This window comes from Candidatus Poriferisodalis sp., from assembly GCF_965208895.1.
Taxonomy (GTDB): domain Bacteria; phylum Actinomycetota; class Acidimicrobiia; order Acidimicrobiales; family Poriferisodalaceae; genus Poriferisodalis.
Window position 1 is genome coordinate 3,074,838 of the sequence record NZ_OZ242363.1, and the last position, 23,693, is coordinate 3,098,530.

Sequence of the window (23,693 nt, forward strand, 5' to 3'; positions counted from 1 at the left end):
TTCTCATGCACTTCGCGGCGCTGCATCAGATCGAGTGGCAGGACTACCTCCAGCAGATGCGCGACGGCGTGGAGTTGTACGGCCCGGTCCGCGAGGGCGTCTATGCCATGACCGGCTACGAAGGCACTCGGGCCCACAGCGAATCGCTCGGCCAGGAAGGAGGCATCTGATGCCGCTCGTCTACGCGGGTGTGTGCAGCCACGCCCCCGGGAGGATCAACTACGAGTGGGACCTCGATTTCTTGGATCGCTGGTGCCGCAACGACCGTGATGCCCTCCTCGACTACGACGACCTCAACGTCTACGTCGATGCCGGCCAGGGCGGGTTCGAGATCCGCACCTTCGTGGCGGTGAGCGCGGCGGCAGGTGGAGCCCAAGGCACCGTTCATTTCTGTGAGCCGATCCCGATCTTCGCCGTCAGCTGCACGGTCGCCAGCTACGACCTCAGCCCCCAGGAGGCCTGATGCGCCCGATGTCGCCAGACGAAGTGGTCGAGTTCATGACCACTGGTTCCCGCACTGGCAAGCTCGCGCTGGTGCGCAAGGACGGCAGCCCCACCGTCACCCCGATCTGGTTCGTCGTCGATCCAGCGACCGGCGACTTTATGTTCATGACCGGCAAGGACAGCGGCAAGGCGAAGATGTTGCGGCGCGACCCGCGGGTGTCGATCTGCGTCGACCTCATGGAGATGCCGTACGCCTTCGCACGCGTGGATGGCACGGCGAGCATCATCACCTACGAACAAGATGCCGCCGCGTTGCGGCACTGGGCGACCGAGACCTGCCGTCGCTACGTCGGCGACGATCGGGCCGAAGCGTTCGGGATTCGCAATAGCGGCGCCGACGAGATTCTGGTACGCGTCACGGCGACGACGCTGGTCGGTGCGGATGGGGTGACCGACTGATTCCGCCGGTGCCGTCGCCGACGACGGCATCCTCAAGTTCCAGCTGGTGGTTCGCCCGGGCTAGATGTCGCTTCTCGTGAGGATGTGTGTGCGTGATGCGGACGCTTCCAGCAGCGGCCGGTGAGGACCACCACGGGGCCGAGGAACCATGTGGAGATTCGCCCAAAAGCAATGTGCTGACCGCGGCGACTGCGACAGCGGCGATCTTGGCGGGGAATGAGCCCGACGGCGCGGCAGGCATGTCTTTTGGCACGACCTGAAGTCACGGTGCTGTCGTTTAACGCTGTGAGGCATCGGGTGTGATGCGTGCGACTGCGATCGTGATGTTGTCCTGGAGTCCGGCGAACCGGGCCGTGTTCATCAGCGTGTCCGCCGCGTCCGCCGCAGAGGCGCGTCGATCTGCTGGCAGCGCGAAGCCGAGGCTGTTGTCATCAGGATCGTCGCTGAACCAACCCCGGTCGTGAGCGTCCAGAATCGGGGGGAACAATCCATCCGTGGCCAGCACGACCAGCAGGCCGCCGCCTTCGATCCAGCGATCCACGCGTTCGCTACGCACGTCGTCACCGAGATGATCCACGTCGCCGGGCGGCAGGTCGAAGCTGTCCTGGCCGGCGCGGGACATGCCGATGCAGCGGCTGATGAACCCGAAGGGGTCATTGTGCGGGGTGCTGTGCCAACCCGGTCCGTCGCCGAGGGGAACCACGAATCCCATCGAGTCCCCGACCCACGACAGCAGCAACCCTCGTTGGGGCGTCCATGACGCGACGACCAGCGTGGTGAGCGCGATTGCCGACGACAGCCCCTCGTTGTGGGAGCGCGTCTCTGGGTGCAGCGCCCACGCCGCCGCATTCGCCGCGTCGAACGCGGCCGTCATCTCGGCGACGGTGGCGATGCGCTCGGGCAGCGCGTCAACCGCGGCCTGCGCGGCTTCGTCGCCGAACGGGTGCCCGCCGAGCCCGTCTGCCACAGCGATCACCCACGATCCGTCAGTGTTCTCGACAGAGCGGACGCGGTCTTCCTGGCGGTCTCGGAGACCGATCTCAGTGCGGGTCGCAATGTCGCTAATCAAGTCCGCGGTCATGTCCAGTGCCCAATTCGAGTGCTGCCGCGACCGTACCGAGGAGATGCGACATCTCAAGAACGCATTTCACGGACCGCCTCGCAAACTCCCGCGCCGTCGTCGGAAGCATCTTCGTGTCCCTCGTCACCGGTCATCTCTTGCCGGCGCGATGGTGGCTGCTCGTGCCGTATTCCGCAGGGGCGCTGCAAGCACTCATCTGGTGCTGGCTGCCGATGATTCCCAAAGGAACGTGCTGAATGCGAGAACTCAGCGGCGCCCTTCAGCTTCGGGCGAAGCTGAGCAGCGGGGAGATGTCTCGGCGGTCGGCGGTGCGCAGCGCTCGGATCCAGCCCTTGTTCGGCCTCGCCAGATCGGGCACGCGCGAGAGGCGAATGGCTACCAGGACGCCTGTGTGCGGCATTCACGATAGGTATACTCATTGGTATGCACGGGTCGACTACCATCAAGGTCTCGGTGCGGACCCGGGATGCCTTGCGTCAGCTTGCCGATCGTGAGGGGCTGACGTTCGACGCGCAGATCGAGAAGCTGATCCGGCGGGAACGCCGCCGCATCATGGGAGCTCAGCTCGCGAGCGTCCCGCTAGATGACGCCGACGAAGCCGTGCTGGATGCGTCTGCGAGCGATGTCGCCGATGCGAGCGGGTGATGTCGTCCGCTGCGACTTCGGGACGCCAGCGAGGGGCGAGCCGGGCTTCGTGCGACCGGCGATCGTCGTCACGTCCGATGATGTGCTCGAGTTTCGGCAGCACGCGATCGTGGTTGTCCCGTGCACGACGACCAAGCGAGGGTGGCTGAGCGAGGTCGAAGTCGTCGGTCTCGGTGTCGCTCAAGCGCACCTGCCCACCACCCTCAGCGCCGACCGTGTCATCGAGGTCACGGGCACGAATGTCGGTCTCGTCGTGCTGCGACAGATCCGCGAACTCATCGCCGAATTGATCGGGCTCTGACCCAGCCGGCCGCCGTAGTCGAACTTCGACGGCACGTCGCATTGGCATCTTCTGAAATAGTCGTGGCATGAATTTCACGGCTGCTGAACACCTTGGGGCAGCCCGGCGTTCGCTGTCCACGACGAGCCGCGACGGCCAGCAGATGTGGGTGGTGACGATCTCTAGAACGTTCGGCGTTGCGCCTGAGGAGCTGTGGGACGCGCTCACCGTGCCGGAGCGGATCCGGATCTGGCTCGGTCCGACCAGCGGGGACTTCCGGGTCGGCGGCCGGTTCGACATCGAGGGCAACGCCAGCGGCGACATCGTCGCCTGCGACAAGCCACGACTGATCAGCGTGACCTGGGAGTTCGACGGCGACATCAGCTGGGTGGATGCAACCCTGGCCCCATCGGGCGACCGCACCGACCTCACGCTCGAGCACGCCGCCGCGATCCCGCCTGAGTGGTGGGAGCAATACGGCGCTGGCGCGACCGGCATTGGGTGGGAACTGGCGCTGCTCGGCATCGCCGAGCACCTCGCAGCACCGGATGCACCGCCGCTCGATCCGGCCGATCCCGCCGTCGGGGGACTGTTCAACGAGTTCATGGCCGGCAGCAGCGTCGCCTGGGCCGACACCGAGATCGCAGCCGGAGGCAACCCCGACCAAGCGCGAGCCGCCGCGGCGCGCACGCTCGCGTTCTACACCGGAACCGACAGCCCCGACGACAACGCCTAGCCGGCGCGCCGCTGCTCCGGCGAGAACTTTGACCGCGCCGGCGGTGCGCGCCTCGCATCGACCGATCGTTAGCGGGCGCTTCGCTCGCCAGCATGTTTGTACCGCTCAGCTCGCCGTGAAGATCGGCGGGCTGAGCTAGGTGTTCCAGAGCTGGAGCAGATCGCTGGCTGCATACCAACGGCGTGCCCGGCCGACCTCGCCTGCGCCGGCATCGATCTCACTGAGCACCTGATGCTTGGCGAGCGTCGCGAGAGCGGTACGACCGGTGCGCTCACTGACGTCGAGCAATTCGGCGACATCGGCTGAGTTGATGACGGGGTGCCCCGGCAGGTGCTCCAGCAGTGCCCGGGCGGCGCTGTCGTGCCTGAGCGACCTGGTTGTGCGGCGCCATTGTTCGACGAATTCCTGGGACTCGTCCACGATGCCGTCGGCAAGACCCGCTGCGCGCTCGACGACCCCGGAGAACCACTGCACCCACGGCGCGGTGTGGCCGGCCTCGAACAGCCGCAGCCCGGACAGATACCCGCCTGGGTCGTAGGCGATGGCCAAGCTGATCGGCGCCACCGAGCGCTGCGTTGCGCCGCCGCGCCGCAGAATGCGACTGATCAGCGCCCGCCCGAGCCGGCCATTCCCGTCGCCGTAAGGATGGATCGCTTCAAACTGCGCATGAGCTATCGCAGCACGTGACACCGCATCGAGATCATCGGCGGCATCCGCGAACTCCACGAGGTCATCGGTGAGCCGCGGGATCTCTGCCGCCGGCGGAGGAACGTAGGCCGCATCGAGGGGAGAGCTGCCGCCGACCCATCCCGGCGACGGCCTGAACACGCCAATGAGCTCGGTAGGCAGGTCGCTGTTGCGCATCAGTCTTGCGTGCCATTCGTGCAGCAATTCGATGCTCAGCGGCTCGTGCGCTGTCTGCAAGACCGTGTCGATCACTGCCAGGTTGTCTGCTACCCATCCGGCGGTCCCGCCCCCGCCGATGCGTTCAGCGACGAGCACAGCAGTCACAGGCTCACGCAGCCCTTCGATCCCAGATGATGCGATGCCCTCGTGACGCAACAGCAACCGCGCAAGTGCTTCCCACGCGACCGGCAATCGCTGATCTGCGAGCCGCAACGCTGCCACCGCCCGCTCAGCCGAGCGGACAGCGGATGTCTTCAGCACCAAGTCACGGTGACGAAGCTCTGCAGGAACCCAGGCGGCCACCGTGCGGCCGCGCCACTCGAAAGATGCGGTCTTCCCCGCAGTTCCTTCCGAATGCCCCGCCATTACGGAAGAATATCAAGTGAATGCTCCGTATTGGTTCAATGTGGGGAAGAATCAGCGCATCTGCATGATGGCAACCAGCATCCGTGTGATCGCAATGAACTGGGAATACGGCAGCGGCAGCCCCGGAGTCCGAGGTCACGTGCACCTTCGAGGCCCGCGGCGCAGCGTTCCCGACATCAGCGTCTAACCGGCGGGCGACGCCAATCGGTCGGCGACCTCGTGTGCGGCGCTGCAGCCGCTGGAGAGGGCGCCGTTGACCGACGGCACGGCCATGTAGTCGCCCGCCAGGAACAGGTTGTCGATATGGGGGGCGAGCTGGCCAGGGATGTCCGCCGCTGCGGCCAGCATTCCCGGTGTCCCCATGCACAAGGCCTCTTCCCAGCGGTACACCCGAAAAAACAGCCCCTCGTCGTCGGCGGGAAGGGCGGAGCCCGGCGGCGCCTTGCGGCGAACGGCGCTCAGCATCTGGCGCTTGATCTCTTCGTCGTCGCGCCCGATGAGCGCCTTGGCGCGGTCGCGCCCGATGAGCAGGTCCAGAATGCTCTTGCCCGCAGGCGCGCAGGCAGGCAGGATCGTCGTCCGGTCGAGCATGAGCGGCGTGCCGTCGTGCTCCACTTCGACACCGCGTCGAGGATCGTCTGTCGTGTTCTCAGGCCCTTGGGGGTTGTCGGTTCAGTGGCCATGTGTGCTGGCGTCGCCGGAAGTCATCTGTTCGGTGCGGTGCACCTGGTTGGTTCCCGCTTGTTCGTTCGCTCGCAGGATCATCTCGGGCCTGGACGCCCGCTGGTCGAATGCTTCGAGTCTCACGTCGCCACGGCTCCTTCCGGACTTGGCTCGTGCATCCTCAGCGTTCACGAACGCAACCCTTCAGGGTGCGGGGGCCGGTAACTCAGAACATGATGTCACTTTCGTATGCGGGCCTCGCCGCTGTGGCGACGCGGTGGCAGCCGTGCGATGGCTAGGCCGTCGCAGTGGGTCGCCGCCATGATGGGCGCGAGGCGGCAGGAACCGTGCCCTGGTGGGGCCGTCACTACCGTGGTGCCATGAGACGGTGCGGGCGGCAGCGACAACGCTCGTCCCGCCGGTGGTTCGGAGCCCGAATCACACTGATCGCCTGCGCGACTGTGCTGCTGACAGCTGGATGCGTCGAGGCTTCGTGGAATGTCGTCGTGCACGACGACGGGTCGGGCACCTTCGAGTGGCGCTATGGATTCGATGACGATGTCGTCGAGCTCGATGCGGAGGGCGAAGGCGCTGCAATGCCGGCTGCGTGCTTGCAGCTCATCAGGAAGTTCGAAGGCGCCGGACCGGTGCAGCCCCGCATTGCAAGTGTCGAGACCCGCATCCAGAGCCGTCATGCCGACGGCCGCTGCAGCTATGTCGCGACGACCTCATGGTCCTCCGACGAGTCGGAGAAGGTCTTCGCCGCACTCGCCGACAACCGAGGCCCCAAGTTCCGGCGCATCGCCGGCGGCGGCTGGGATTTCGAGCTCGACACGAGTTTCATCGGCGATTACCTGGAGCATGGAGGGCCGCCATTCGAGGTTGTCGGTGGGCTGCGGCCGACGTTCGCCCTCTCGCTGACGCTGCCCGGCACTGCGTTGCAGCACAACGCGGATTCGAGCGAGGGATCGACGCTGGTTTGGGTCATCGACCTGAGCGAGCCGGACGACATTCCCAAGGTGCTGCACGCAGGGACAACTGGCGATGCCAGCAGCACGTTGATTCCTGTGATCGGCGGAGTCCTGTTTGCGATCGTGCTGGCGTTCGCCGCACGCGCGAAGTGGCGCAAGCGCCGGGCCAGGCGGGTCGCGGGCCACGACTACTGAGGGGTTGAAGCGGCGGTGACGCTCGTTCAGAGTGCTCACCTGGTCGGCGTGCCTCTCGAGGAACTGCTGCAGGCGCAGCAGCCGACGAATTCGACGAAGTCACCGCTACGGCTCGGGCCGGGCGTCCGCCGAGCGCGGTGTGTGCTGACGGATGAACCGGAGATCGCTCGCGGTCGGCCGCCCGTCACAATGGGTGGTCATGGCTGCGTCTGCGAGGTTCGAGCAAGTCACGCTGGCGGGGATCGCAGCGCTGCATCTCGGTGTGGGGTTGACGCACACCTATGGCCATGCGGCCGCAGACGTTCCCATCCCGGCCGCTCAGCAGGCATACATCGCGATCGTCGTGACGCTCATGCCGCTCGCCGCCGTGTGGCTGGCGTTCCGTCGCAGCGTCCGGCTGGGCGCTGCGCTGTTCGCCGCGTCGATGTATGCGTCGTTCGTGTTCGGCTACCTGCTGCACTTCGTGATCGACAGCCCGGACCTGCACTCCAACGTCGTCGGCGACAGCGCAGGCGTGTTCTTCCACACAGCACTGAGCCTGGCGCTCATCGAATTCGTCGGCTTCGCGGTCGGGCTGGTCGCCGCGGTTCGGCGCAGCGGCTAGGAGACTGCTGAGCAATTCCCGGATCGCCCCTTTGGCCCGAGCAAAACCGCAGGTCAGAGACTTGCCGTAGGTGCCGAAACCGAATAAATCAGCAGTCTCCTAGGCAGCGTTCACCTGGGGCATGATCTCGGAGTTGAGCTGGCGGAGATCTTCCAGTGTTTTCGATACCGGCACATCGCTGAACGGCGGCCACAGGAGGGGCATGGTCATGCCCGCTGCCTTCAGGTCGATCAGGTTCTGTGTGATTTGTTCGGCGGTGCCCGCCAGGAGGTTCGTCAGCTTGCCGTTGGGGGTCTGATCGGTCGGCTCGTCGGTGATCACAAACCAGCACATGCTGGAGATCTCCATGTCGTCGACGCTGTGCGAGCCGTCGAGCTTGTCCAGTTCGTCGCCGAAGGCGGTGAGCCACCCGGTCAATTCCTCGGGTGTGTCCTGAATGCCGATCCAGCCGGACAGGTTGTACTGGGCCACCCGCTTGGCGGAGATGGCCGGGTTGCTCAGGCCGCTCATGAAGATCGGCGGATGCGGATCTTGGACCGGCTTGTGGCCGAACCCGCTGGGGTCGAAGTCTGCGAACTCGCCGTGGTACTCGAACAGGTCGTTCGTCCAGATGCCCAGGCAGATCTCGATCGTCTCGCGCACGTGCTTGTGCCGCTTCGGAAAGAGGTGTGCTGCGCTTGCGGCAGCGAACTCTTCGGGCATCCAGCCCGAGCCGACGCCGACGTTCACGCGCCCGTTGGACAGGTGATCGACCGTGGCGATCTCGGCGGCGAACACGCCGGGCGAGCGGTATGGCGTGTCGGTGATGCTCATGCCGATCCGGCACTTCGAGGTCTTCGCGGCGAGCCAGGGAATGAGCGGCCAGCCCTGGAACCACTGGCCGCGGGCCGTGACGGGGAGCTGCGTGGGGAACTGCTCCATCATCCCGAACGGGTACTGGAGCTCCCCGCGGTCGGATGCTTCAGGCACGACGATGCGGTCGAGTGTCCAGATCGAGTCGAAGTCCAGTTCTTCGGCGAGTTCGGTGAGGTCTTCGAGCTCTTTGACGGTCACGTGGTCGCGGAAGTTCGGCAGGTACAGCGCCAGTTTCATGTCGGCCATGTCAGATTCTCCCTGTTGGTGGGTCAGCATCGAGAGTAGGTGGTGTCGATCACGAGGTCGGCCGCGGCGTCGGGACGGTGCTCGGCCCGGTAGCGATCCTCGACGGGCATCCAGACGTCTTCCCAGCGGGATCTAGCTTCCTCGCCGTCACGAGCCAGTCCCCGGGCGAGCCGTGTGGCACGGTCCGCCTCGACCCAGATCCGGTAGTGGTATCGGTCGCGGATCGACGGATGGGTGCAGTAGACGCCCTCGACGATGAGCGTGCCGTCATGGGGCGCGGTGATCCATTCGCCGAGCCGGTCTTCGCTCCAGTCGTAGCGCCGGTAGCGAATGGGCGCGTCGTGTTCGTGGGGATCGAGCATCTCTGTTGCCAGCCGAGCGAGGTCGAAGAGACCGCCGATGCGCTGCTCGGACCAAGCTGGATCGATAGTCGGTCGCCCGAAGTCGTCTCCGTGAACGAGCGTGGCGGCTGTCGGCCAGCAACGGATCAGCTCAGCAGCCAGCCTGCTCTTGCCGGAGCCGCCCGGTCCGTCGATGCCGATCCGCACCCGCGAACCCATCGACGACGCCAGCCGCACGATGTCTGCCGGACCGATCCGATCACCCGAGAACGCATCACTTGGCGACATGCATCTCCAATTGCATTGCGTTCGCGAATGGCACCATCTACGGTGGGCACCTAGACCACCCGGCCCTTCAGGGGCCGGGTTTTCTTTTGCCTACCACCCGGTCGGCTTGGACAATGCGCCAACCGAGTCGGGAAGTTGGCAGCTGGTGAAGTCGGTCACAGTCAGCTGTCGCCACCAGTGGCCGCCGACGCCGTCGTTGGGATGGCCTGCGAGATCGCCTGCAAGCCACCGGTTGCTCGGGTTGACGGTTCCTACCGGCACGCGCAGACGGCTCTCGCGAGCGGTGACCGCACGACTCTTGCCACGAACCTGCCCAAGAGGATTCGGTCAAACGATTGGTGACGCCGCAGCGCCGCCACATAGCGATCTTGATGACTCCTGCCGTTGCTGTTTCTGCGCCCGTCGACGAACGCTGTGCAGTAGACGACTCGATCAACCACTGCACCCCGAGCAACCCACGAAGGGGTTCCACGAATCAGGCGCAATGCGAGTTGGCGGAGGTCGAGCCAGCGCCATCCGGCCTGACCGCGCCCGCAGATCGAGCGTCCTCCGTAGAACAGGTTCAGTCCGTCGATGTAGGCCCCGACTCTCATCAGCCACCTTCGCTCGCGAGGTTTGAACGCAAGACGGTTGCACAGACTGTGCGTCGAGGCCTACTGCTTTTTGTCCTGGCTGGCCGGCTGAAGTTGCGTAGGCGCTGGGGGTGAACCGTCGCTCGTCATGAACCGCTCTGGGTTGGTTGGAGACTCCTGATCTTGGATACGAGGATGGAGTCATGCCACATGAGATGTCGCCTGGGAAGCCGACGACGCGTCGGTACAGCGAGGCGGAGAAGGAACGGGCTGTGCGTGCGGTGCGTCAGCTCCGCAAGGAGTTGGGTACTGATCACGGGACGGTGAACCCGCCGGCTGGCAAGTTCGTTGCGCTGCACTATTCCGCGAGCAGGATCCGGTTTGCTTCGGCAGGCAACGTGGCGGCGAGGGCCAGTACCTCGGCTTCGCCCCGGTTCTTCCGGCCGGACACGAGCAGTTCGCCGAACATGGCCAGCGCCGCGATTTCGTCGTATGAGCTGAGTGAGTAGTGAATCACCCACGAAGCGTCGATTGCATCGATGACTTCGGGAAACCGGTGGCTTGTCGATTCCAGTTCGGCGAGGACAGCTGTCGGGGCGAGCGCCCGGCGCTCGCCGACGATCTCCTCAAGAACGCCGAGCCAGCCAGCTTGGGCGAAGTGGCGCAATGGCCCTGTATCAAACAGTGAAGATATGAGCAGGGAGCGGGCCGTCGGCGCCGTGTCAGGAAACGACCGACCAGATGGCTTCCGCAGGACGCGGTTGAGGCTCGGGCAGTTCGTCCTCGCCCACAGTCTCGAGCAGCAGCTCGACGCATCGAGCTCGTGAAATCTGCTCGCGCCTGACGAGATCCAACACCGCTTCGGTGTATGCGGACGGCAGCTCGGGGGGCCGCAGCTCTTCAGCGACGACCAGCCCGAGGCTCTCGATGTCAGAGCGCTGTGTGCGTGTCTTGCGCACAAACGCCGCTTCGCCTTCATCGGCGAGATTGGTCTCGATGAGACGCCGCGCCAAGGTCGACATGTCGACCCGGTACTCGCTGGCGATTCGCACGGCGTCGGTCCTCATGTCGGAGCCGCCCCACTCCCGGCGCAGCGCGGACACTGGAAGCAGCAGAGCACGTGCGAATCGGTCGATGCGCGCCTCCCGAGACGCCCTGCTTGAGTCGGCCGCATCAACCGAATACTCGTCGGCGAATACGTAGTGGCCGATCTCGTGCGCAAGGGTGAGGCGACGCCGGCCCGCAGGGTGGCTTCCGTTGACCACAGCCAACCCGCCCCGAGCCAGCATGATTGAGGCGCCATCGGTGAGCTGGTCGTCGAGCGGAAGAGAAAACGTCAATAGACCCAAGCGGACAGTCTGAGCGCTCAGCCGCTGCGCAGGTTCGAATCCGTCGTAGCCCAACAACTTGCGTGTGCGGTTCGCAGCACCCTCCATGGCGTCGTTGGACTCCGAGAAGGGGATTCGCGGCGAATCCGCCAATTCGAGGTTTCCGATTCGCTGTACGAATTCGATCTCGCGAGCGAGACGTTCACAGAGCCAGTCGATTTCCGAGACATTGCCGCTCGTCGACCGGCCCTGTCGGCGTGAAATCACGGACTGCGGCGCGTCCCGGAAGAACCACTCCATCCGCATCGAGAGTGACTCTGCGAGGCTCGTCAGTTCGGTCGCGCTGACCGCTCGCTCGCCTCGCTCGATGGCCTCTACGTCTGCCTCGTCGATGCCGGCATGCTTGGCGCAAGCCGCAGCGCTGACCCCGGACTCGATTCGAGCGGTTTGGATCCTCGCGCCAACCTCAGCCCACCTGGCGAGATCAGTCTGCACAACCATGAGGCTAACGCACCCGCGAATTCTGAGCCTTCAGCGACGGTGGATCGTGCGGCGTCACGTGCTCATCCTAAGCGGAGACCCGCGGGCTGTTTCTCATCGTTATCTCGCGGGGCCTAGATGTACGTCGGCTCTCCGACCTGGATTCAGGCGAACGGTCACTACGGTTCTGATGCTGGTCTGCAGAGGGGGCGAGTGCTGTGGTCGATGTTGCGTCGCTTGAAGATGTTCCGTTGCGCGAGGTGTGGCCGGACGAGGCCAGAGACTTCACGCCGTGGCTGGCGGCGCACCCGGATCATCTCGGCAAGGCGCTCCAGATGGATCTGGAACTGGAAGGAAACGAGGTCGCTGTCGGGTCGTTCTCGGCTGATGTGGTGTTCCGGGATGCGAACACCGGTCACCGTCTCGTCGTCGAGAACTTCCTCGAGCCCACCGACCACGACCACCTGGGCAAGCTGATCACCTACGCCGCCGGGCTGGAAGCGCACTGGGCTGTGCTGGTCGCGAAGTCCTTTCGCCCTGAGCATCGCTCGGCGCTGAAGTGGCTGAACGAGCTGTCGGGCGAGGGAAGCGGCTTCTTCGGGGTCGAAGTCCACGCAGTGCGCATCGGTGATTCGCCAGCGGCGGTTCGGCTGGAAGTCGTTGTGGAGCCAGACGACTTCTTGCGCAGCGCACGTGCCGCGACTGCTACCAAGACCGTTTCCGCCTGGAACGCTGGATATCTCGACTGGTGGACTGAGTTCCTTCCAGTATTCAACGAAGCGCATCCCGATTGGAGCAATTTGCGTCAGCCTCAGGCTGCAAACTCGATGTCCTTTCCCAGCGGGCGAAGCGGCGTGCGTTACAGGATCGGATTCGCTCGGCCGACCGGCGAGACCAATCACAGCCTCCGGGCGTCGGTGTATATCGCTGACGGAGACTCGATCTTGCCCTTGCTGGAGGTCAGCCGTGCCGAGATCGAGGCGTCGTGTGATCTCGAGTTGCGGTGGGAACCCATCGAGAACGCGCGAGCATCACGGATCGCCGTCTACCTGGACCCCGTCGACCCTGCAGATCGCGAGAGTTGGCCGCAGTACCGGGCATGGGCTATCGAAGCCTTGGGCGAACTGCGCCGTGTCTTCGCCGGGCCGCTCAGGGATCTGCCCTGAGGGCTTCTTCGCGGTATGGACTGCCGGAGACCGACGACATGAGTCGTCGGTGCGATTTGGAGGCTCTTCGCGCTTTAGCGTGGGGTGAGGGTGTCGAGCAGGGTCCAGTCGGGTTTCCCCGCGTAGAGCAGGACTCGGATTCGGTAGTGGTCGAAGTTGGCGTTCCCGAACGACACTCGCTTGATCAGCTTGGCCAGGTTGTTCGCTGCCTCGGCCGGCCCGTTCGTCACCCGCGAGCGGTGCCAGTTCGTGATCTGGACCCGCCAGGAACGCAGCGTGCGGCCGAGGCGGTTCAGCTCCGGCGAGAAGGTCTCGTCGCGCAGGTCGCGGGACAGCTCGTCGATGGCTTCGACGGCGACCTCATGGTCGCCGATGCGGTAGATCATCCGCAGGGTCTCCTTGGCGTGCCATGCGTCGCGGACCTCGCCGCGGGGGTCGCCGGCGGCGAGCAGGCCGCGCAGCTTCGCCTCGCCGCGTTCGGTGACGCGTTCGTGTGCCTTGAGCAGCAGCCGCCGTATCCGGTACAAGGCGTCGTGTTTGGTGCCGCGCCCGCCGGTTGTCTCGTTCTGGACGCGTCGGCGCACCTCGTCGACGGTGCTGTTGGCGAGCTTGACGACATGGAACGGGTCCGCGACCTGGATCGCGTGGGGCAGCGAATCGGTGAACGCCTTGCGGTACGGCCCCGACAGGTCCATCACCGCCCAGCGCACCCGCCGCCGCCATCTCGAGGTGCGCCCGCGGATCCAGCGTGTGGCCCCTTTGGCGCTGCGACCAGCGACTATGTCGAGCAGCTTGCCCCGCCTGGCGTCCACGATGGTGGTGCCCCACTGCTTGTCGCGATAGGGGCCGCGGCGGAACATCAAGATCTCATCGAGACCCAAAGCCGTCACCCCCTCGGTGCGTGAGACGTCGGCTTCGAGCAGTGCTTGGCCCCACCGCTGCACTGCGGCCATAGCGGTGTGCCAGTTGCAGCCCAGCTCGGCCGCGATCTCTTTGATCGCCCGTCCCTTGCCCGCCCGGCGGGTCGCCCAGCGAGCAGCGCGGCTGGTCATGCGCGCCCTGGGCGGCGCGATGGCCGGTTCCTGATCGGTGAACGTGCGCACCGGGCAGCCCTGATGGGGGCACAGCCAGCGGCGCTTGCGCCACACCAGCCGCACCGGACGACCGAACACCGGCAGATCAGCGAGGCGCACCTCGCTGACGCCGTGACGATGCACCTTGGCGCCGCAGCCGCCGCAGCACGGCCGCTCGGTCAACTCGACCTCGACCACCAAAGGCCCGCCGCGGCGGCCGGCCACACCAGTCACCGCGACGCCCGCGCCGAGGCCCACCATCAGCACCAACGCACGCATAGGGTCAACAAGCACAGGGATCCTCCAGAACTCAGGAATGCGAACACTCCCGATTCTGGGGGATCCCTCCCTATCCAGCCCGGACCCTCACCGACCTACCCCACGCGGAAACGCGAAGCGCCGATTTGGAACGGTCCATCCGTTCGTTGTAGCGGCGTAGCGCCCATCGTTCCTTCCCAATCTTGATGGCCTCGCCTTCGGGGCGATGCACGATCGGTGGCATCCGCGACCATCACGCCCAGCCGCGCGCACAATGGCGAGCACAGAAGAGATGACGCTGTCGAGTTCAGCGGAGTACTTTGAGCGGTCAGTGCACTGACCCGAATTTGGCGCGTGTTTTGTGTTTGTGCTGGTCAGCGGGGGCGCGGCGGGTCGGTGTTTCCACTACATCGTCTCGGAAGGGGGGGTGCGTCAGCCGATGCGGGCTTTGTCCCAGTGGCGGGTGGGGGTGTCGGTGGCCGCGAGGATCTTTGTCTGCAGCGGGCTTCGGCGGGTGGTGACGGTGACGGGTTGGTTGTCGGCGCGCAGGCGGACTTCGCGGATGCGGTCGAGCTCGCGCAAGGCGCGGGCGGCGCTGAGATGCTGGCCGGCTATGTCGGGGTCTTCGATTGCGGCGGTTTGGAGGTCGCGTGTGATGAGGGTCTCGGCGACGGCGGCGTGGACGCACACGGCGATGTGGCCGCGGACGCGTTGTTCGGTCCAGTGCCGTATGGGGCGCAGCCGCAGGAAGTCCTTGAGAGTGCGGAAGCGGGCTTCGACGTCGGCGAGCTGCCGATAGGCGGCCACCACGCGTTCGGCGGAGGCTTGCTGGGCGGTGAGGCTGGTGGTGAGCACGTATCGGCCCGCGAGCAGCTTTTCGTAGGCGTGGGCGTCTTCGTCGTAGTGATAGACGAAGCGTCGGTCGCTGATCTCGAGGTCGAACAGACGCCCGACGCCGCTTGGGCCGATGATGCGCTGAGCGGCGCGTCCGATCTTCGCGGCATCGGTGAGCCGGCCGGCTCTGACCCTGTCTTCGAGAGCGAGCAGCGCGGTTTCGGTGCGGGCGACGAGCTCGGCGGTGCGCTTGGTGTCGCGTCGCATGCGGGCGTCGGATTCCACGATCACCGCGCGGGTGCCGTCAGCGAGAATCGCTTCGGCAGCGCGGCACCTCAAGCCGGGCACGTCGGCCCATTCGGTGTCGTCGTCGATGGTCTCGAGGGCCTCTTGGCAGGCTTTGTCGCGATGCAGGCGGGTGGCCAAAACGTGATCGCAGCCGGCCTCTGCGACCGCGGCGACGTTGTCGGCGGAGATCAGGCCCCGGTCCGCGACCACGCAGATCGGGCCCACAGCGAACCGTGCGGTGAGATCGGCGAGCACGTCGGGCAAGGTGGACGCATCGGCGGTGTTGCCGGCGAACACGTGATGCGCGATCGGCACTCCGTCGCCGGTGCACAACAAGCCGATCACGACCTGAGGCCGGTCGGGACGGCGGTCACGGGAATAGCCGAACGCCTTGGACTCGAACCGCTCCGAAGGCGCGGTCGCGCCCTCCAGATACGTCGAGGTCAGGTCGTAGCAGACGAACCGCAGATCCATGCTGGTCAGGTCGCACAGCCGTGAGAACAAGAACTCCTCGGTGTCTTCTTTGAGATCGGCGACTGCGTCCAGGGCCCGGTAGTACTGCCACGGCGACGGCGCCTGCCAGCTCTCGGGCATGACCACATCGGATCGGGCCCACTCGGGCAGCCTGCGCTTGGAGCACGGCGCGACCAGACGGTTCGCGGCCATCGCGAACACCGCGTCGGACAATCGGCCGGCGTCGCGCTCGGCGCCCGCGGCCGCGAACCAGCCGTCCAGCCCGAGACGCTGCCACACAGCCGCCGCGCAAGCCACGCCGCCCGCCGCCGGCGCCGCGTCGGCTTCCAGCGATCCCGCGTCGACGCGTTCGGTGTCCAGGTGCTTCACCAGCGCCGCGACGATGCGGTCCAGCCGGCCCGAGCGGCGCAAAGCGGTGACCTCGCCCAAGCGCAGCAGCGTGCGATGACGGGTCTTCGCGCCGTCGCGCACCGACTCCACCAACGACAGGTACTCGTACGTCTTGTCGCCCCTGCGACGTCTGGTCGTCTTCACGAACATGTCCACACCATAGCGCGCAAACAGCGTCACAGACGACAATATGTCGCCCCTACATTTTCGTCACGAAACACCCCCGCAGAACACAAAACCGCAGGTCACAGGCCTGACACCCACCAAAAACCGTCCCAAGGCGCCAAATTCGGGACTGATCGAAGTACGTCCCGTTTCGGTACCGAAGTGGAATGGGCTCGGAAGCGTCGCCGTCTCGAGACCGTTACGGCTCTGGCTTGCGGCTGGTGGATCGCAGACGGTCTGGGTAGCTGTCGGGCTGCGTTAGGGTTCGCCGCGGGTTAGGTCGCGTGGTTGGGTGTGATGGTGTAGTTCCATTCGCCGTGCCATTGGTGGGGTTGCAGCGGGATTTGTTTCATCTGTTTGTCGGTGATTTTGATGCCGCGTTGGTACCAGTTGGGGTCGTGGGCTGCTTGGACGGTGAGTCCGGTTTGGGTGGTGGTGGAGGCGATGAGCTCGACGATGGTGGCGATGTCGGTGAGTGGTCTGCCTCGCCAGTTCATGGTGATGAAGCTGAAGAGGCGGTGTTCGATCTTGTTCCATTTGCTGGTGCCGGGCGGGTAGTGGACGACGGTGATCTCGAGGCCGGTGTCGGCGGCGAGGCGGGCGAGGAACCATTTCCAGGCGCGTGGCCGGTATCCGTTGGATCCGCCGGCGTCGGCGGTGATGAGCAGCCGGGTCGCGTCGGGGAACCGCTGCTGTCCGAGGGTGTCCCACCAGCGGGCGATGGAGTTGACGGCGAACTCGGCGGTGTCTGCGGTGTCGCCGACGCTGACCCAGCCGTCGTTGTTGGCGAGGTCGTAGACGCCGTAGCCGATGGCCTTGGCGAACTCGCCCAGTGAGCGGTCCGCGAAGTCGTGCACGTTGACGCGCTGCGGCTCGCCGGCGGGCTGCCATTCGGTGCCTTTGTTGGCGTAGTTCCCGATCAGCTCTTTCTTTTTGGTGTCCACGCTGACCGCCGGCTCGCCGGCGTCGAGGAACTCCTGCGCTAGGCCGTTGAGATAGGCGAACTGGGCGTCGCGGTCGGGATGGGACGTGCCTTCGTTCTGCTTGGCGGGCGCCTGCAGCGAGTAGCCCATCTGGTGCAGGAGCCGCCGCACCAGCTCCGCGGACGCCTTGAAGCCCTGCGCGGCGAGCTCGCGTGCGAGCTGATAGGTCGACTTCAACGTCCAGCGCAGCGCAGAGGTCGGGCTGCCGCGCGTGCTGGGATGCACCAGCTCGTCGAGCGCCTCGGCCAGGCCGGGCTGCTTGACGACCGCCGGGCGGTCCCCGCCGCCCTCCGCCCGCTGACGGTGCGACGGCTCGACCCCGGCGCGCACCTCGCGCACCGCCCGCGACACCGTCGAGGTCGACATCGCCGACGCCTCCACAACGAACGCCTGCCCGCCGCGGCCCAGCGCCTCGGCCAGCGCTCCTGCCGCCACACGCCGCTGACGCTCGCCCAGATGCGGCATCACCGTGTCGAAGAACACTCCCGCCGCGTCCGCCGACAACTCCACGCACCCGACACTACACCACACGATTTATCTTATGGCGGACCCTTACCGGGAGGTGTGAGCAAGTGCAACGCAATCGCTGCAAGGCGCAGATCAACTGCCGATGCGGACATGCGTGGGACATCGGAGTGCTTGTCGGCTTGAAGAATCCCAAGGAGCTGCAGAGCAATCCGGGAAGCCCTATCGGCGCATCCAGCAACTCTCGGAGCGCGATCTGCTGTCCCAACTGCGGGAGATCGCTCTTTGGGGGCTTTGCGGCGTTGCGAGACCGCATCGAGGACGAACTCCGCAGATTGCTCCAGCGTCATGTCCTCGCTGGCACCGTTGATATGCGTATTCGATGAAGGCTGGAGACATGTGTGCCGGGGATACGTCCGAGTCCGTCATGATCGACCGCTCTCCACCTGAGCCACTCGCCACCAGCGAGGTTCGAGCTTGGATGTCGGAACAGACAGTGTTCGTATCGAGCGTGATGGCGGGGATGGCCGCAGAACGACGAGCAGTGTGCAACATCGTCGAAGACCTGGGCGGCAGGGTGTCCATGTTCGAGCACCTTGGAGGCCGAGACGACGACGTCGAGACCGCGTACTTGGCAGGTGTCCAGGCATCGGACATCTACGTCGGAATCCTTGGCGAGAGATACGGCACGCCTGCTCCGTCCGGGTACTCGCCTACGCACGCCGAGTACAACGAAGCGGTCAGGTCTGGACTGCGCATCAGTGTGTGGTCGACAACAGCCGGAATGGATGGACGTCAGCGAGACTTCCTCAACGAAGTCCGCGTATTCCATACGACCGGCAACTATTCCAGCCCAGACGAGCTCAGCGCGGGATTGAAGCGACGCCTAACGCAGCTTGCTGCGGCAGACAGCTCGCCGTGGTGCAAGGTCGGCCAAGTACTCTTCCGGGCCGACCGCTACTCGGACGACGGCAACGGCATAGTTGTCGAGGCGACCCTCCGCGACGACGATGTCATCGCTGCACTCGAGTCAATGCGTCCTGACGATTGGCACCGTGCGCAGCCCTCGCGTATTACGTGCACGGGCCGAACAGACGAAGTCGACATCCAAACGGTCACAGTTCAAACCGGAGCTGGCCGCGCGCGGCACGTGCGGATCGAAGCGACCAAGAGCCGGTCTATGCACGGCGATGCCCTACTCCTAGACGCGAGTTTCAACGGTCGATCACCAGCCGATCTCACTGAACTCGCTATCCGCGTCGCCCTCTTCGGAGAAACAAACCCTCTGGGTCCCATGGCGTTCATGGCCGAGATCGACAATCCGTTGCTTGGCATCGATCAGCTCGGGTTGGACGACGACTCCTTTGCGGGCGTCGCGGAGACGCTCCTGGTCGAAGCCCTCGTCGGATCTGGTCGAGTCGGGCGCATTTCGGCGCTACAGATCGGTCCCGCTCGTAGCGGGCGCCCTATCCGGTTCGAATGGCTGACGCCGCGTCGATACTCGAACGTCGAGCCCGAGCGTCGCCAGATCGAGGGCAACCTCGGCAGGTGACCTCTGCGGATGCGCTTCCCAAGCGCCGAACTGATCGGAGCTGCGAGAAGCTGGCTGCTCAGGAGGGCGGTTCGGACATCTCGACGAGCGAGACCAAGTAGGGCAGCGATGCTGTCACCCTGGAGATGTTGTTGGCGCTGTTGTACAGATTCAGCAGTGTGTCGTGCGCGATGGCTGCCTCTTGATCTGTTCCTGCCTTAGCGCTAGTGAACTTCTCGACGAATTCCTCGCTCTGGGGAAGCGCCGCGCCTTCGCCGAGGGATCGCAGGATCAGGTTGGCCTGTAGCCAAGGCGTGAAATCGGCAGATACCCCGGGGCGTTTTGATGCCTGCACGTTGAGCGCGGCTGCCGCTTGGTATCCGTTGATGGTGCCGGCTATGAAGTCGTCGTAGGCGTCGCGGGCGACCTGCCGCAGAGTGAGCAGCACGAGCGCAACCGCTCGATTTTCGTCGCGCCGAGCTAGCCAGAGCACGGTGTCGGCGGTGCACAGAAACTGCTGGAGGTCCCGGAGCCGCCCACCCAACACTGCTACTGCATAGTCCTGCAACTCGGCCCATACACCGGCCAGTGGCGATTGCGAGAGCGCGGCGAGGTTCGGCAGTCGCGCCATTTGTCGCTGCACAAATTGGAGCGCCTCAAACCGATTCGGCGCACGTAGCCGAATCTCCCGATCGAAGAAGCGAGCCAAGTAGGCGCCGGCGTCGCTCCCGGCTCCTTGCTCTTGCTGTACGGCGTTGACGAGTTGGCTGCGAGTGATGCCATAGAGCACGACGACTCCTGGAATGTCCAGCACGTTTCGGACGCGGTCAAGGACGTCCAGCGCATATGGCGGCGGGCAGCGGTCAAGCTCGTCAATGATAAAGACGATGCGGCCACCGTGATCTTCGGCGATCTTCGAGATCGTCTCGCGCAAGCCGACTCTGGCCTCCTTGAAGGCGTTCCAGTCTGCGACCGCTGACGAGTCGGCCTCATTCAACTCGGGGGCACTCAGCACACCACCGGTCAGCTGGCTGACGGCTCCCCAGGTAGCGCCTCTTGCGATGCGTCCTGCGAACTCGATGGCTTTGCCCAGCCGCCGTTGCTCGGTGGGAATGGTGTCGCTAAGGGCGCCGATGAGATCCACGAGCGCGTCACCCGTGTAGCGCTGTTGCCACGCGTCGATCTCGACGACTGTGACATCTCGTTGCCGCAGGACTGCAGCACACATCTTGAGGAACGTCGACTTGCCCGATCCGAATTTGCCGTTCAATGCGACAACCGCTGGCGATTCGGTGGAAGCGAGCACGCCGCCCAGCAGCTCGACGGCTGGTTGACGCTGCAGACAGTCTTCAGCAAACACTCCATCGGGGCGTTGCACGTTGATGTCGGCCGCCCGCAACGTCAGCGGGGGCGCGCCGCTGTCTTGTTCCGCTGTTGCCATTCTCGATCCGTCTCCCGGCTTGACTGCGATGCCGAACGCTACGGATCTGATCGTGCGATTCAGTGACTGACCCGGTCTCCGAATTCAGCCTCGCTGCGGACCGCAGCAGCGCAGATCCCCGATCAGCAGCCCGATCGGCCGACGGCGGGTCCGCTGATGCAGCCATCCCAAGCCAAACGCGGACGCGAACCCCGTACCGACCAGTAGCTCGCCGCGGGCGTGCCGTCTCAAGAAATCATCGATGACGCCCGCAGCGTCTCCGTCACCCCCAACAGACACGGCCGCATTCTGCCCCAACGAGTGCGTCTCGCTCGGGAAGGCTCGCTGTGGTCGGTCCTCCGTCACCGTTCGATGCTCATAGCCGGAGGCCCGCGAGCCGCAGCCAGCGCAATGCTCAGGCCGAATCACGTCGGTGCCCATACGCTCCGGCGGTGACTGAAGCAACGTATGCGAGCATCGTCGGAGGCACCGGACAATGAAGGCGACCGCAGCCAAGTTTCTTGAGTTCCTGGATAGATCACCGCAATTCGAGATCCCCGTGTACCAGCGCACCTACAGCTGGACCGAGCGCGAATGCCGCCAATTGTGGGACGACATCCTCCGTAGCGGGCGTGACGACGGAATCGACGCACACTTCGTCGGCTCGATCGTGTACATCGAGGAGAGCCAATTTCACGTCATGAACCGGCCGCCGCTGCTGGTGATCGACGGGCAGCAGCGCCTGACGACGGTGATGCTGATTCTTGAGGCTCTGGCGCGCCATGTCGGCGACGCGGAGCCCGTGGACGGATTCTCGGCCGCCAAGCTTCGGGAGTACTACCTGCGGAATCGTCTGGAGAGCGGCGATCGGCGATTCAAGCTGTTGCTCACGCAAACCGACAGGACGAGTTTGATCGCCCTCGTCGAGCAGAAGGCGCTGCCGGCCGAACAGTCCTGGCGCATTGTGGAGAACTTCCAGTTCTTCGAGAAGCAAATCGCAGCTCTGGGAGACGACGTCGGCTCACTCTGTCGAGGACTTGCGAAGCTGATGGTCGTCGACATCGCTCTCAGTCGCGACCAGGACAACCCGCAGCTCATCTTCGAGAGCATGAACTCGACGGGCCGTGAACTAAGCCAGGCCGACCTCATTCGCAACTTCGTGCTGATGCGCCTTCCGCGCGACCGGCAGACTGAGCTCTACGAGGATTACTGGCGCCCGATGGAGGTCGCCTTCGGGCAGGAGTCCTACGGGGCGCACTTCGACGGCTTCATGCGCCACTATCTCACGTTGAAGACTGGCTCCATCCCCAAGATCGGGGCCGTGTACGAGGAATTCAAGTCATTTGCCGGTCGGCAGCAGAAAGCGGGGCAGGGGATCGTTGGGCTGGTCGCCGATGTGCATCGGTTCGCGGGCTACTACTGCTCGATGGCCCTCGGCCAGGAGCCCGATGGCATTCTCGGCGAGGCTTTCCGCGATCTGCGCGAGCTCAGGGCCAACGTCGCCTACCCGCTGCTCTTTGAGCTGTATGACGATTACTGCGCAGGCGTGCTGAGCCGAGGCGAGCTCTGTGAGGCGGTTCGGCTGATCGAGGCGTATGTGTTCCGTCGGGCGGTGTGTTCGATTCCGACGAATTCGCTCAACACGACATTCGCGACATTCGCCCGTGACTTCGACAAGGACCGCTATCTGGAGAGCTTCAAGGCGCGGTTTCTCCTGTTGTCGTCGTATCGGCGATTCCCGAGAGACGAAGAGTTCAAGCGCGAGCTGCAGCACCGAGATGTCTACAACTTCCGAAGCTGCGGCTACTTGCTGCGCCGACTGGAGAACCATGGCCGCAAGGAACGGGTTCTCGTTGACGACTACACCATCGAGCACGTCATGCCGCAGAACCCGGATGTGTCGGCCGAGTGGCAGAGCGACCTCGGACCGGATTGGCAGCGAGTCCACGAGACGTGGCTGCATACGCTCGGCAATCTCACGCTGACCGGCTACAACTCCGAGTACAGCGATCGTTCCTTCGTCGGTAAGCGCGACATCGAGGGCGGCTTCAAGATGAGTCCCCTGAAGCTCAACGAGGGACTGGGATCGCTGGAGCGATGGGACGAGCGAGCGATCCGCGCCCGCGCTGGTCGCCTGGCTGAGACCGCCGCAAGGGTGTGGGCGGATGTGAATCTGCCCGAGGAACAGCTTGCGCGATACGGCACACAGCCCGATCGGGGAGTGCCCAACACCTACACGATCGACGACCACCCTCAGCTAGCCGCAGGCAGCGCCAGCCGAACGCTGTTCGAAGCATTCCGCGCCGAAGTAGGGGCGCTGAGTCCCGTCGTCACCGAGGAGTTCCTCAAGCACTACGTCGCGTTCAAGGCGGAGACCAATTTCGTCGATGTCGTCCCCCAGACGGCCCGGCTTCGCCTCAGTCTCAACATGCACTTCCACGAGTTGCACGACCCGCGACATCTGGCCAAGGACATCACCAACCTCGGGCGCTGGGGCAACGGCGACGTCGAAGTTCACCTCGGCGACCTGGCTCAGCTGCCGCATGTGATGGCGTTGGTCCGCCAAGCCCTCGAAATACAAATGGGCAACGGCGAAGACGAATCGTGATCTACCGTCACCGCTCCCGACCCGAGAGCCACTCAGCCGGGCATCTTGACAGCGGGCGTCAGTTATTCTGACATTCGTGTCGCGTTAGGTGACATCAACGCAGGGGAGCAGGTCATGAGCGCGGATGAGCCTGATTCGGCTGTCGAAGAAGAGATGGCGCTTGCGCGGCGCTTGCGGTTTGCGCGCGAGTACATCGGTCTGCTGCAAGAAGATGTGGCGACTGCGCTGGACATTCCGCGTGCAAGTGTGTCGGCCATCGAATCTGGGAAGCGCCGGGTCTCATCGCTCGAGCTCAGGCGTCTCGGTCGTCTGTACCGCCGTCCCGTGGCGTGGCTGCTCGAGGAGGACGGCGCCGAACTCGAGGTGGACGAACCCTTGTTGCGGGCGACCAAGGCGCTGTCTGATCACGACAGGGAACAGGTGCTGCGCTTTGCTGAGTTCCTCGCCGACGCGGGACGGCCTGGAACCGCTTCAGCGAAGCGGAGGGAGTGACATGCGGCTTCGGACAGCGGACCCCATCGCCTCGCGAAAGGTGAGGACAGCGAGCAGCGCTGACGCCGGCTTCGCCTCGAGGCTGC

26 protein-coding genes and 1 pseudogene are annotated in these 23,693 nt (G+C 64.9%); 13 read left to right on the top strand and 14 right to left on the bottom strand.

Annotated elements, in window-relative coordinates; genetic code table 11:
• The first annotated feature begins 5 nt into the window (after positions 1–5).
• Genes ACOGJB_RS13855 through ACOGJB_RS13865 form a run of 3 tightly spaced genes read left to right on the top strand, consistent with a single transcriptional unit; the run spans position 6 to position 903 of the window.
• Positions 6–170 carry a hypothetical protein gene (locus ACOGJB_RS13855; RefSeq protein ID WP_419837684.1) on the top strand — a complete coding sequence of 55 codons (165 nt, stop codon included), beginning with the start codon at positions 6–8 and terminating at the stop codon, positions 168–170.
• Positions 170–463: a hypothetical protein gene (locus tag ACOGJB_RS13860; RefSeq protein WP_419837685.1), complete on the top strand. Its 294-nt coding sequence runs from the start codon at positions 170–172 to the stop codon at positions 461–463. Before ACOGJB_RS13855 ends, ACOGJB_RS13860 begins: the two co-directional genes overlap by 1 nt.
• On the top strand, positions 463–903 hold the full coding sequence (locus tag ACOGJB_RS13865) for a PPOX class F420-dependent oxidoreductase (RefSeq protein ID WP_419837686.1): 441 nt from the start codon (positions 463–465) through the stop codon (positions 901–903). Before ACOGJB_RS13860 ends, ACOGJB_RS13865 begins: the two co-directional genes overlap by 1 nt.
• A 277-nt stretch (positions 904–1,180) precedes the next feature.
• Here the strand turns inward: ACOGJB_RS13865 and ACOGJB_RS13870 are convergent, their stop codons facing one another.
• Both ACOGJB_RS13870 and ACOGJB_RS13875 read right to left on the bottom strand, forming a co-directional pair.
• On the bottom strand, positions 1,181–1,984 hold the full coding sequence (locus ACOGJB_RS13870; RefSeq protein ID WP_419837687.1) for a PP2C family protein-serine/threonine phosphatase: 804 nt from the start codon (positions 1,982–1,984) through the stop codon (positions 1,181–1,183).
• A gap of 259 nt (positions 1,985–2,243) precedes the next feature.
• Positions 2,244–2,384, bottom strand: coding sequence for a hypothetical protein (locus ACOGJB_RS13875; RefSeq protein ID WP_419837688.1), 141 nt, complete (start codon positions 2,382–2,384; stop codon positions 2,244–2,246).
• 23 nt (positions 2,385–2,407) lie between these two features.
• Here ACOGJB_RS13875 and ACOGJB_RS13880 point away from each other — a divergent pair, with 23 nt between their 5' ends.
• The 3 genes from ACOGJB_RS13880 (at position 2,408) to ACOGJB_RS13890 (ending at position 3,645) form a co-directional block, all read left to right on the top strand.
• Positions 2,408–2,629 (top strand): toxin-antitoxin system protein, encoded by a 222-nt coding sequence (locus ACOGJB_RS13880; protein WP_419837689.1) that lies wholly within the window; start codon positions 2,408–2,410, stop codon positions 2,627–2,629.
• Positions 2,616–2,930: a type II toxin-antitoxin system PemK/MazF family toxin gene (locus tag ACOGJB_RS13885; protein ID WP_419837690.1), complete on the top strand. Its 315-nt coding sequence runs from the start codon at positions 2,616–2,618 to the stop codon at positions 2,928–2,930. The genes ACOGJB_RS13880 and ACOGJB_RS13885 overlap by 14 nt, the downstream gene beginning before the upstream one ends.
• A 67-nt stretch (positions 2,931–2,997) precedes the next feature.
• Positions 2,998–3,645, top strand: a complete 648-nt coding sequence (locus ACOGJB_RS13890) for an SRPBCC family protein (protein WP_419837691.1) — start codon at positions 2,998–3,000, stop codon at positions 3,643–3,645.
• Between the two features lie 135 nt (positions 3,646–3,780).
• On the opposite strand, the gene ACOGJB_RS13895 is transcribed toward ACOGJB_RS13890, so the two are convergent.
• The 3 genes from ACOGJB_RS13895 to ACOGJB_RS13905 form a co-directional block, all read right to left on the bottom strand.
• Positions 3,781–4,812 carry a Fic family protein gene (locus ACOGJB_RS13895; protein WP_419837692.1) on the bottom strand — a complete coding sequence of 344 codons (1,032 nt, stop codon included), beginning with the start codon at positions 4,810–4,812 and terminating at the stop codon, positions 3,781–3,783.
• A gap of 288 nt (positions 4,813–5,100) precedes the next feature.
• On the bottom strand, positions 5,101–5,532 hold the full coding sequence (locus tag ACOGJB_RS13900; protein WP_419837693.1) for an FAD-dependent oxidoreductase: 432 nt from the start codon (positions 5,530–5,532) through the stop codon (positions 5,101–5,103).
• A 57-nt stretch (positions 5,533–5,589) separates the two neighbouring features.
• Positions 5,590–5,772, bottom strand: coding sequence for a hypothetical protein (locus tag ACOGJB_RS13905; RefSeq protein WP_419837694.1), 183 nt, complete (start codon positions 5,770–5,772; stop codon positions 5,590–5,592).
• 269 nt (positions 5,773–6,041) lie between these two features.
• On the opposite strand from ACOGJB_RS13905, the gene ACOGJB_RS13910 reads away from it, so the two are divergent.
• Together ACOGJB_RS13910 and ACOGJB_RS13915 are read left to right on the top strand one after the other, a co-directional pair.
• Complete coding sequence (locus ACOGJB_RS13910; RefSeq protein ID WP_419837695.1) at positions 6,042–6,746, top strand: hypothetical protein; 705 nt, start codon at positions 6,042–6,044, stop codon at positions 6,744–6,746.
• Positions 6,747–6,945: 199 nt separating this feature from the next.
• Entirely contained in the window at positions 6,946–7,350 is a 405-nt protein-coding gene (locus tag ACOGJB_RS13915; RefSeq protein WP_419837696.1) for a hypothetical protein, read from the top strand.
• A gap of 99 nt (positions 7,351–7,449) precedes the next feature.
• Here ACOGJB_RS13915 and ACOGJB_RS13920 read toward each other — a convergent pair whose 3' ends face one another.
• Together ACOGJB_RS13920 and ACOGJB_RS13925 are read right to left on the bottom strand one after the other, a co-directional pair.
• Complete coding sequence (locus tag ACOGJB_RS13920; protein WP_419840745.1) at positions 7,450–8,442, bottom strand: LLM class flavin-dependent oxidoreductase; 993 nt, start codon at positions 8,440–8,442, stop codon at positions 7,450–7,452.
• A 32-nt stretch (positions 8,443–8,474) separates the two neighbouring features.
• On the bottom strand, positions 8,475–9,080 hold the full coding sequence (locus ACOGJB_RS13925; RefSeq protein WP_419837697.1) for a uridine kinase family protein: 606 nt from the start codon (positions 9,078–9,080) through the stop codon (positions 8,475–8,477).
• Positions 9,081–9,855: 775 nt separating this feature from the next.
• Between ACOGJB_RS13925 and ACOGJB_RS13930 the strand changes: the two are divergent.
• Positions 9,856–10,032, top strand: a pseudogene (locus ACOGJB_RS13930) (IS3 family transposase); the annotation flags it as partial.
• Here ACOGJB_RS13930 and ACOGJB_RS13935 read toward each other — a convergent pair.
• Positions 10,011–10,319, bottom strand: coding sequence for a hypothetical protein (locus ACOGJB_RS13935; RefSeq protein ID WP_419840792.1), 309 nt, complete (start codon positions 10,317–10,319; stop codon positions 10,011–10,013). The pseudogene ACOGJB_RS13930 and the gene ACOGJB_RS13935 sit on opposite strands and share 22 nt — an antisense overlap.
• 55 nt (positions 10,320–10,374) lie before the next feature.
• Complete coding sequence (locus ACOGJB_RS13940; RefSeq protein WP_419837698.1) at positions 10,375–11,475, bottom strand: helix-turn-helix domain-containing protein; 1,101 nt, start codon at positions 11,473–11,475, stop codon at positions 10,375–10,377.
• Positions 11,476–11,720: 245 nt separating this feature from the next.
• On the opposite strand from ACOGJB_RS13940, the gene ACOGJB_RS13945 reads away from it, so the two are divergent.
• Positions 11,721–12,626 carry a DUF4268 domain-containing protein gene (locus ACOGJB_RS13945; RefSeq protein WP_419840746.1) on the top strand — a complete coding sequence of 302 codons (906 nt, stop codon included), beginning with the start codon at positions 11,721–11,723 and terminating at the stop codon, positions 12,624–12,626.
• 74 nt (positions 12,627–12,700) lie between these two features.
• Here the strand turns inward: ACOGJB_RS13945 and ACOGJB_RS13950 are convergent, their stop codons facing one another.
• The 3 genes from ACOGJB_RS13950 to ACOGJB_RS13960 form a co-directional block, all read right to left on the bottom strand.
• Positions 12,701–13,993: an ISL3 family transposase gene (locus ACOGJB_RS13950; RefSeq protein ID WP_419837699.1), complete on the bottom strand. Its 1,293-nt coding sequence runs from the start codon at positions 13,991–13,993 to the stop codon at positions 12,701–12,703.
• Between the two features lie 396 nt (positions 13,994–14,389).
• Positions 14,390–16,093: an IS1634 family transposase gene (locus ACOGJB_RS13955; protein WP_419837700.1), complete on the bottom strand. Its 1,704-nt coding sequence runs from the start codon at positions 16,091–16,093 to the stop codon at positions 14,390–14,392.
• A 290-nt stretch (positions 16,094–16,383) separates the two neighbouring features.
• Positions 16,384–17,556 (bottom strand): ISAzo13 family transposase, encoded by a 1,173-nt coding sequence (locus tag ACOGJB_RS13960; RefSeq protein WP_419840685.1) that lies wholly within the window; start codon positions 17,554–17,556, stop codon positions 16,384–16,386.
• A gap of 481 nt (positions 17,557–18,037) precedes the next feature.
• Here ACOGJB_RS13960 and ACOGJB_RS13965 point away from each other — a divergent pair, with 481 nt between their 5' ends.
• On the top strand, positions 18,038–19,108 hold the full coding sequence (locus ACOGJB_RS13965) for a DUF4062 domain-containing protein (protein ID WP_419837701.1): 1,071 nt from the start codon (positions 18,038–18,040) through the stop codon (positions 19,106–19,108).
• Between the two features lie 58 nt (positions 19,109–19,166).
• On the opposite strand, the gene ACOGJB_RS13970 is transcribed toward ACOGJB_RS13965, so the two are convergent.
• Together ACOGJB_RS13970 and ACOGJB_RS13975 are read right to left on the bottom strand one after the other, a co-directional pair.
• Complete coding sequence (locus ACOGJB_RS13970) at positions 19,167–20,528, bottom strand: KAP family P-loop NTPase fold protein (protein ID WP_419837702.1); 1,362 nt, start codon at positions 20,526–20,528, stop codon at positions 19,167–19,169.
• Positions 20,529–20,612: 84 nt separating this feature from the next.
• Entirely contained in the window at positions 20,613–20,807 is a 195-nt protein-coding gene (locus ACOGJB_RS13975) for a hypothetical protein (protein WP_419837703.1), read from the bottom strand.
• A 196-nt stretch (positions 20,808–21,003) separates the two neighbouring features.
• Between ACOGJB_RS13975 and ACOGJB_RS13980 the strand changes: the two genes are divergently transcribed.
• Together ACOGJB_RS13980 and ACOGJB_RS13985 are read left to right on the top strand one after the other, a co-directional pair.
• Positions 21,004–23,115 (top strand): GmrSD restriction endonuclease domain-containing protein, encoded by a 2,112-nt coding sequence (locus ACOGJB_RS13980; RefSeq protein ID WP_419837704.1) that lies wholly within the window; start codon positions 21,004–21,006, stop codon positions 23,113–23,115.
• 114 nt (positions 23,116–23,229) lie between these two features.
• Positions 23,230–23,607, top strand: a complete 378-nt coding sequence (locus tag ACOGJB_RS13985) for a helix-turn-helix domain-containing protein (protein WP_419837705.1) — start codon at positions 23,230–23,232, stop codon at positions 23,605–23,607.
• Positions 23,608–23,693 lie beyond the last annotated feature (86 nt).

Coding starts and splice junctions, on each gene's coding strand:
- ACOGJB_RS13855 (WP_419837684.1), top strand. CDS start 6: ATGCACTTCGCGGCGCTGCATCAGATCGAGTGGCAGGACTACCTCCAG.
- ACOGJB_RS13860 (WP_419837685.1), top strand. CDS start 170: ATGCCGCTCGTCTACGCGGGTGTGTGCAGCCACGCCCCCGGGAGGATC.
- ACOGJB_RS13865 (WP_419837686.1), top strand. CDS start 463: ATGCGCCCGATGTCGCCAGACGAAGTGGTCGAGTTCATGACCACTGGT.
- ACOGJB_RS13870 (WP_419837687.1), bottom strand. CDS start 1,984: ATGACCGCGGACTTGATTAGCGACATTGCGACCCGCACTGAGATCGGT.
- ACOGJB_RS13875 (WP_419837688.1), bottom strand. CDS start 2,384: ATGCCGCACACAGGCGTCCTGGTAGCCATTCGCCTCTCGCGCGTGCCC.
- ACOGJB_RS13880 (WP_419837689.1), top strand. CDS start 2,408: ATGCACGGGTCGACTACCATCAAGGTCTCGGTGCGGACCCGGGATGCC.
- ACOGJB_RS13885 (WP_419837690.1), top strand. CDS start 2,616: ATGCGAGCGGGTGATGTCGTCCGCTGCGACTTCGGGACGCCAGCGAGG.
- ACOGJB_RS13890 (WP_419837691.1), top strand. CDS start 2,998: ATGAATTTCACGGCTGCTGAACACCTTGGGGCAGCCCGGCGTTCGCTG.
- ACOGJB_RS13915 (WP_419837696.1), top strand. CDS start 6,946: ATGGCTGCGTCTGCGAGGTTCGAGCAAGTCACGCTGGCGGGGATCGCA.
- ACOGJB_RS13920 (WP_419840745.1), bottom strand. CDS start 8,442: ATGAAACTGGCGCTGTACCTGCCGAACTTCCGCGACCACGTGACCGTC.
- ACOGJB_RS13925 (WP_419837697.1), bottom strand. CDS start 9,080: ATGTCGCCAAGTGATGCGTTCTCGGGTGATCGGATCGGTCCGGCAGAC.
- ACOGJB_RS13955 (WP_419837700.1), bottom strand. CDS start 16,093: ATGTTCGTGAAGACGACCAGACGTCGCAGGGGCGACAAGACGTACGAG.
- ACOGJB_RS13960 (WP_419840685.1), bottom strand. CDS start 17,556: ATGCCGCATCTGGGCGAGCGTCAGCGGCGTGTGGCGGCAGGAGCGCTG.
- ACOGJB_RS13965 (WP_419837701.1), top strand. CDS start 18,038: ATGTCGGAACAGACAGTGTTCGTATCGAGCGTGATGGCGGGGATGGCC.
- ACOGJB_RS13970 (WP_419837702.1), bottom strand. CDS start 20,528: ATGGCAACAGCGGAACAAGACAGCGGCGCGCCCCCGCTGACGTTGCGG.
- ACOGJB_RS13980 (WP_419837704.1), top strand. CDS start 21,004: ATGAAGGCGACCGCAGCCAAGTTTCTTGAGTTCCTGGATAGATCACCG.
- ACOGJB_RS13985 (WP_419837705.1), top strand. CDS start 23,230: ATGAGCGCGGATGAGCCTGATTCGGCTGTCGAAGAAGAGATGGCGCTT.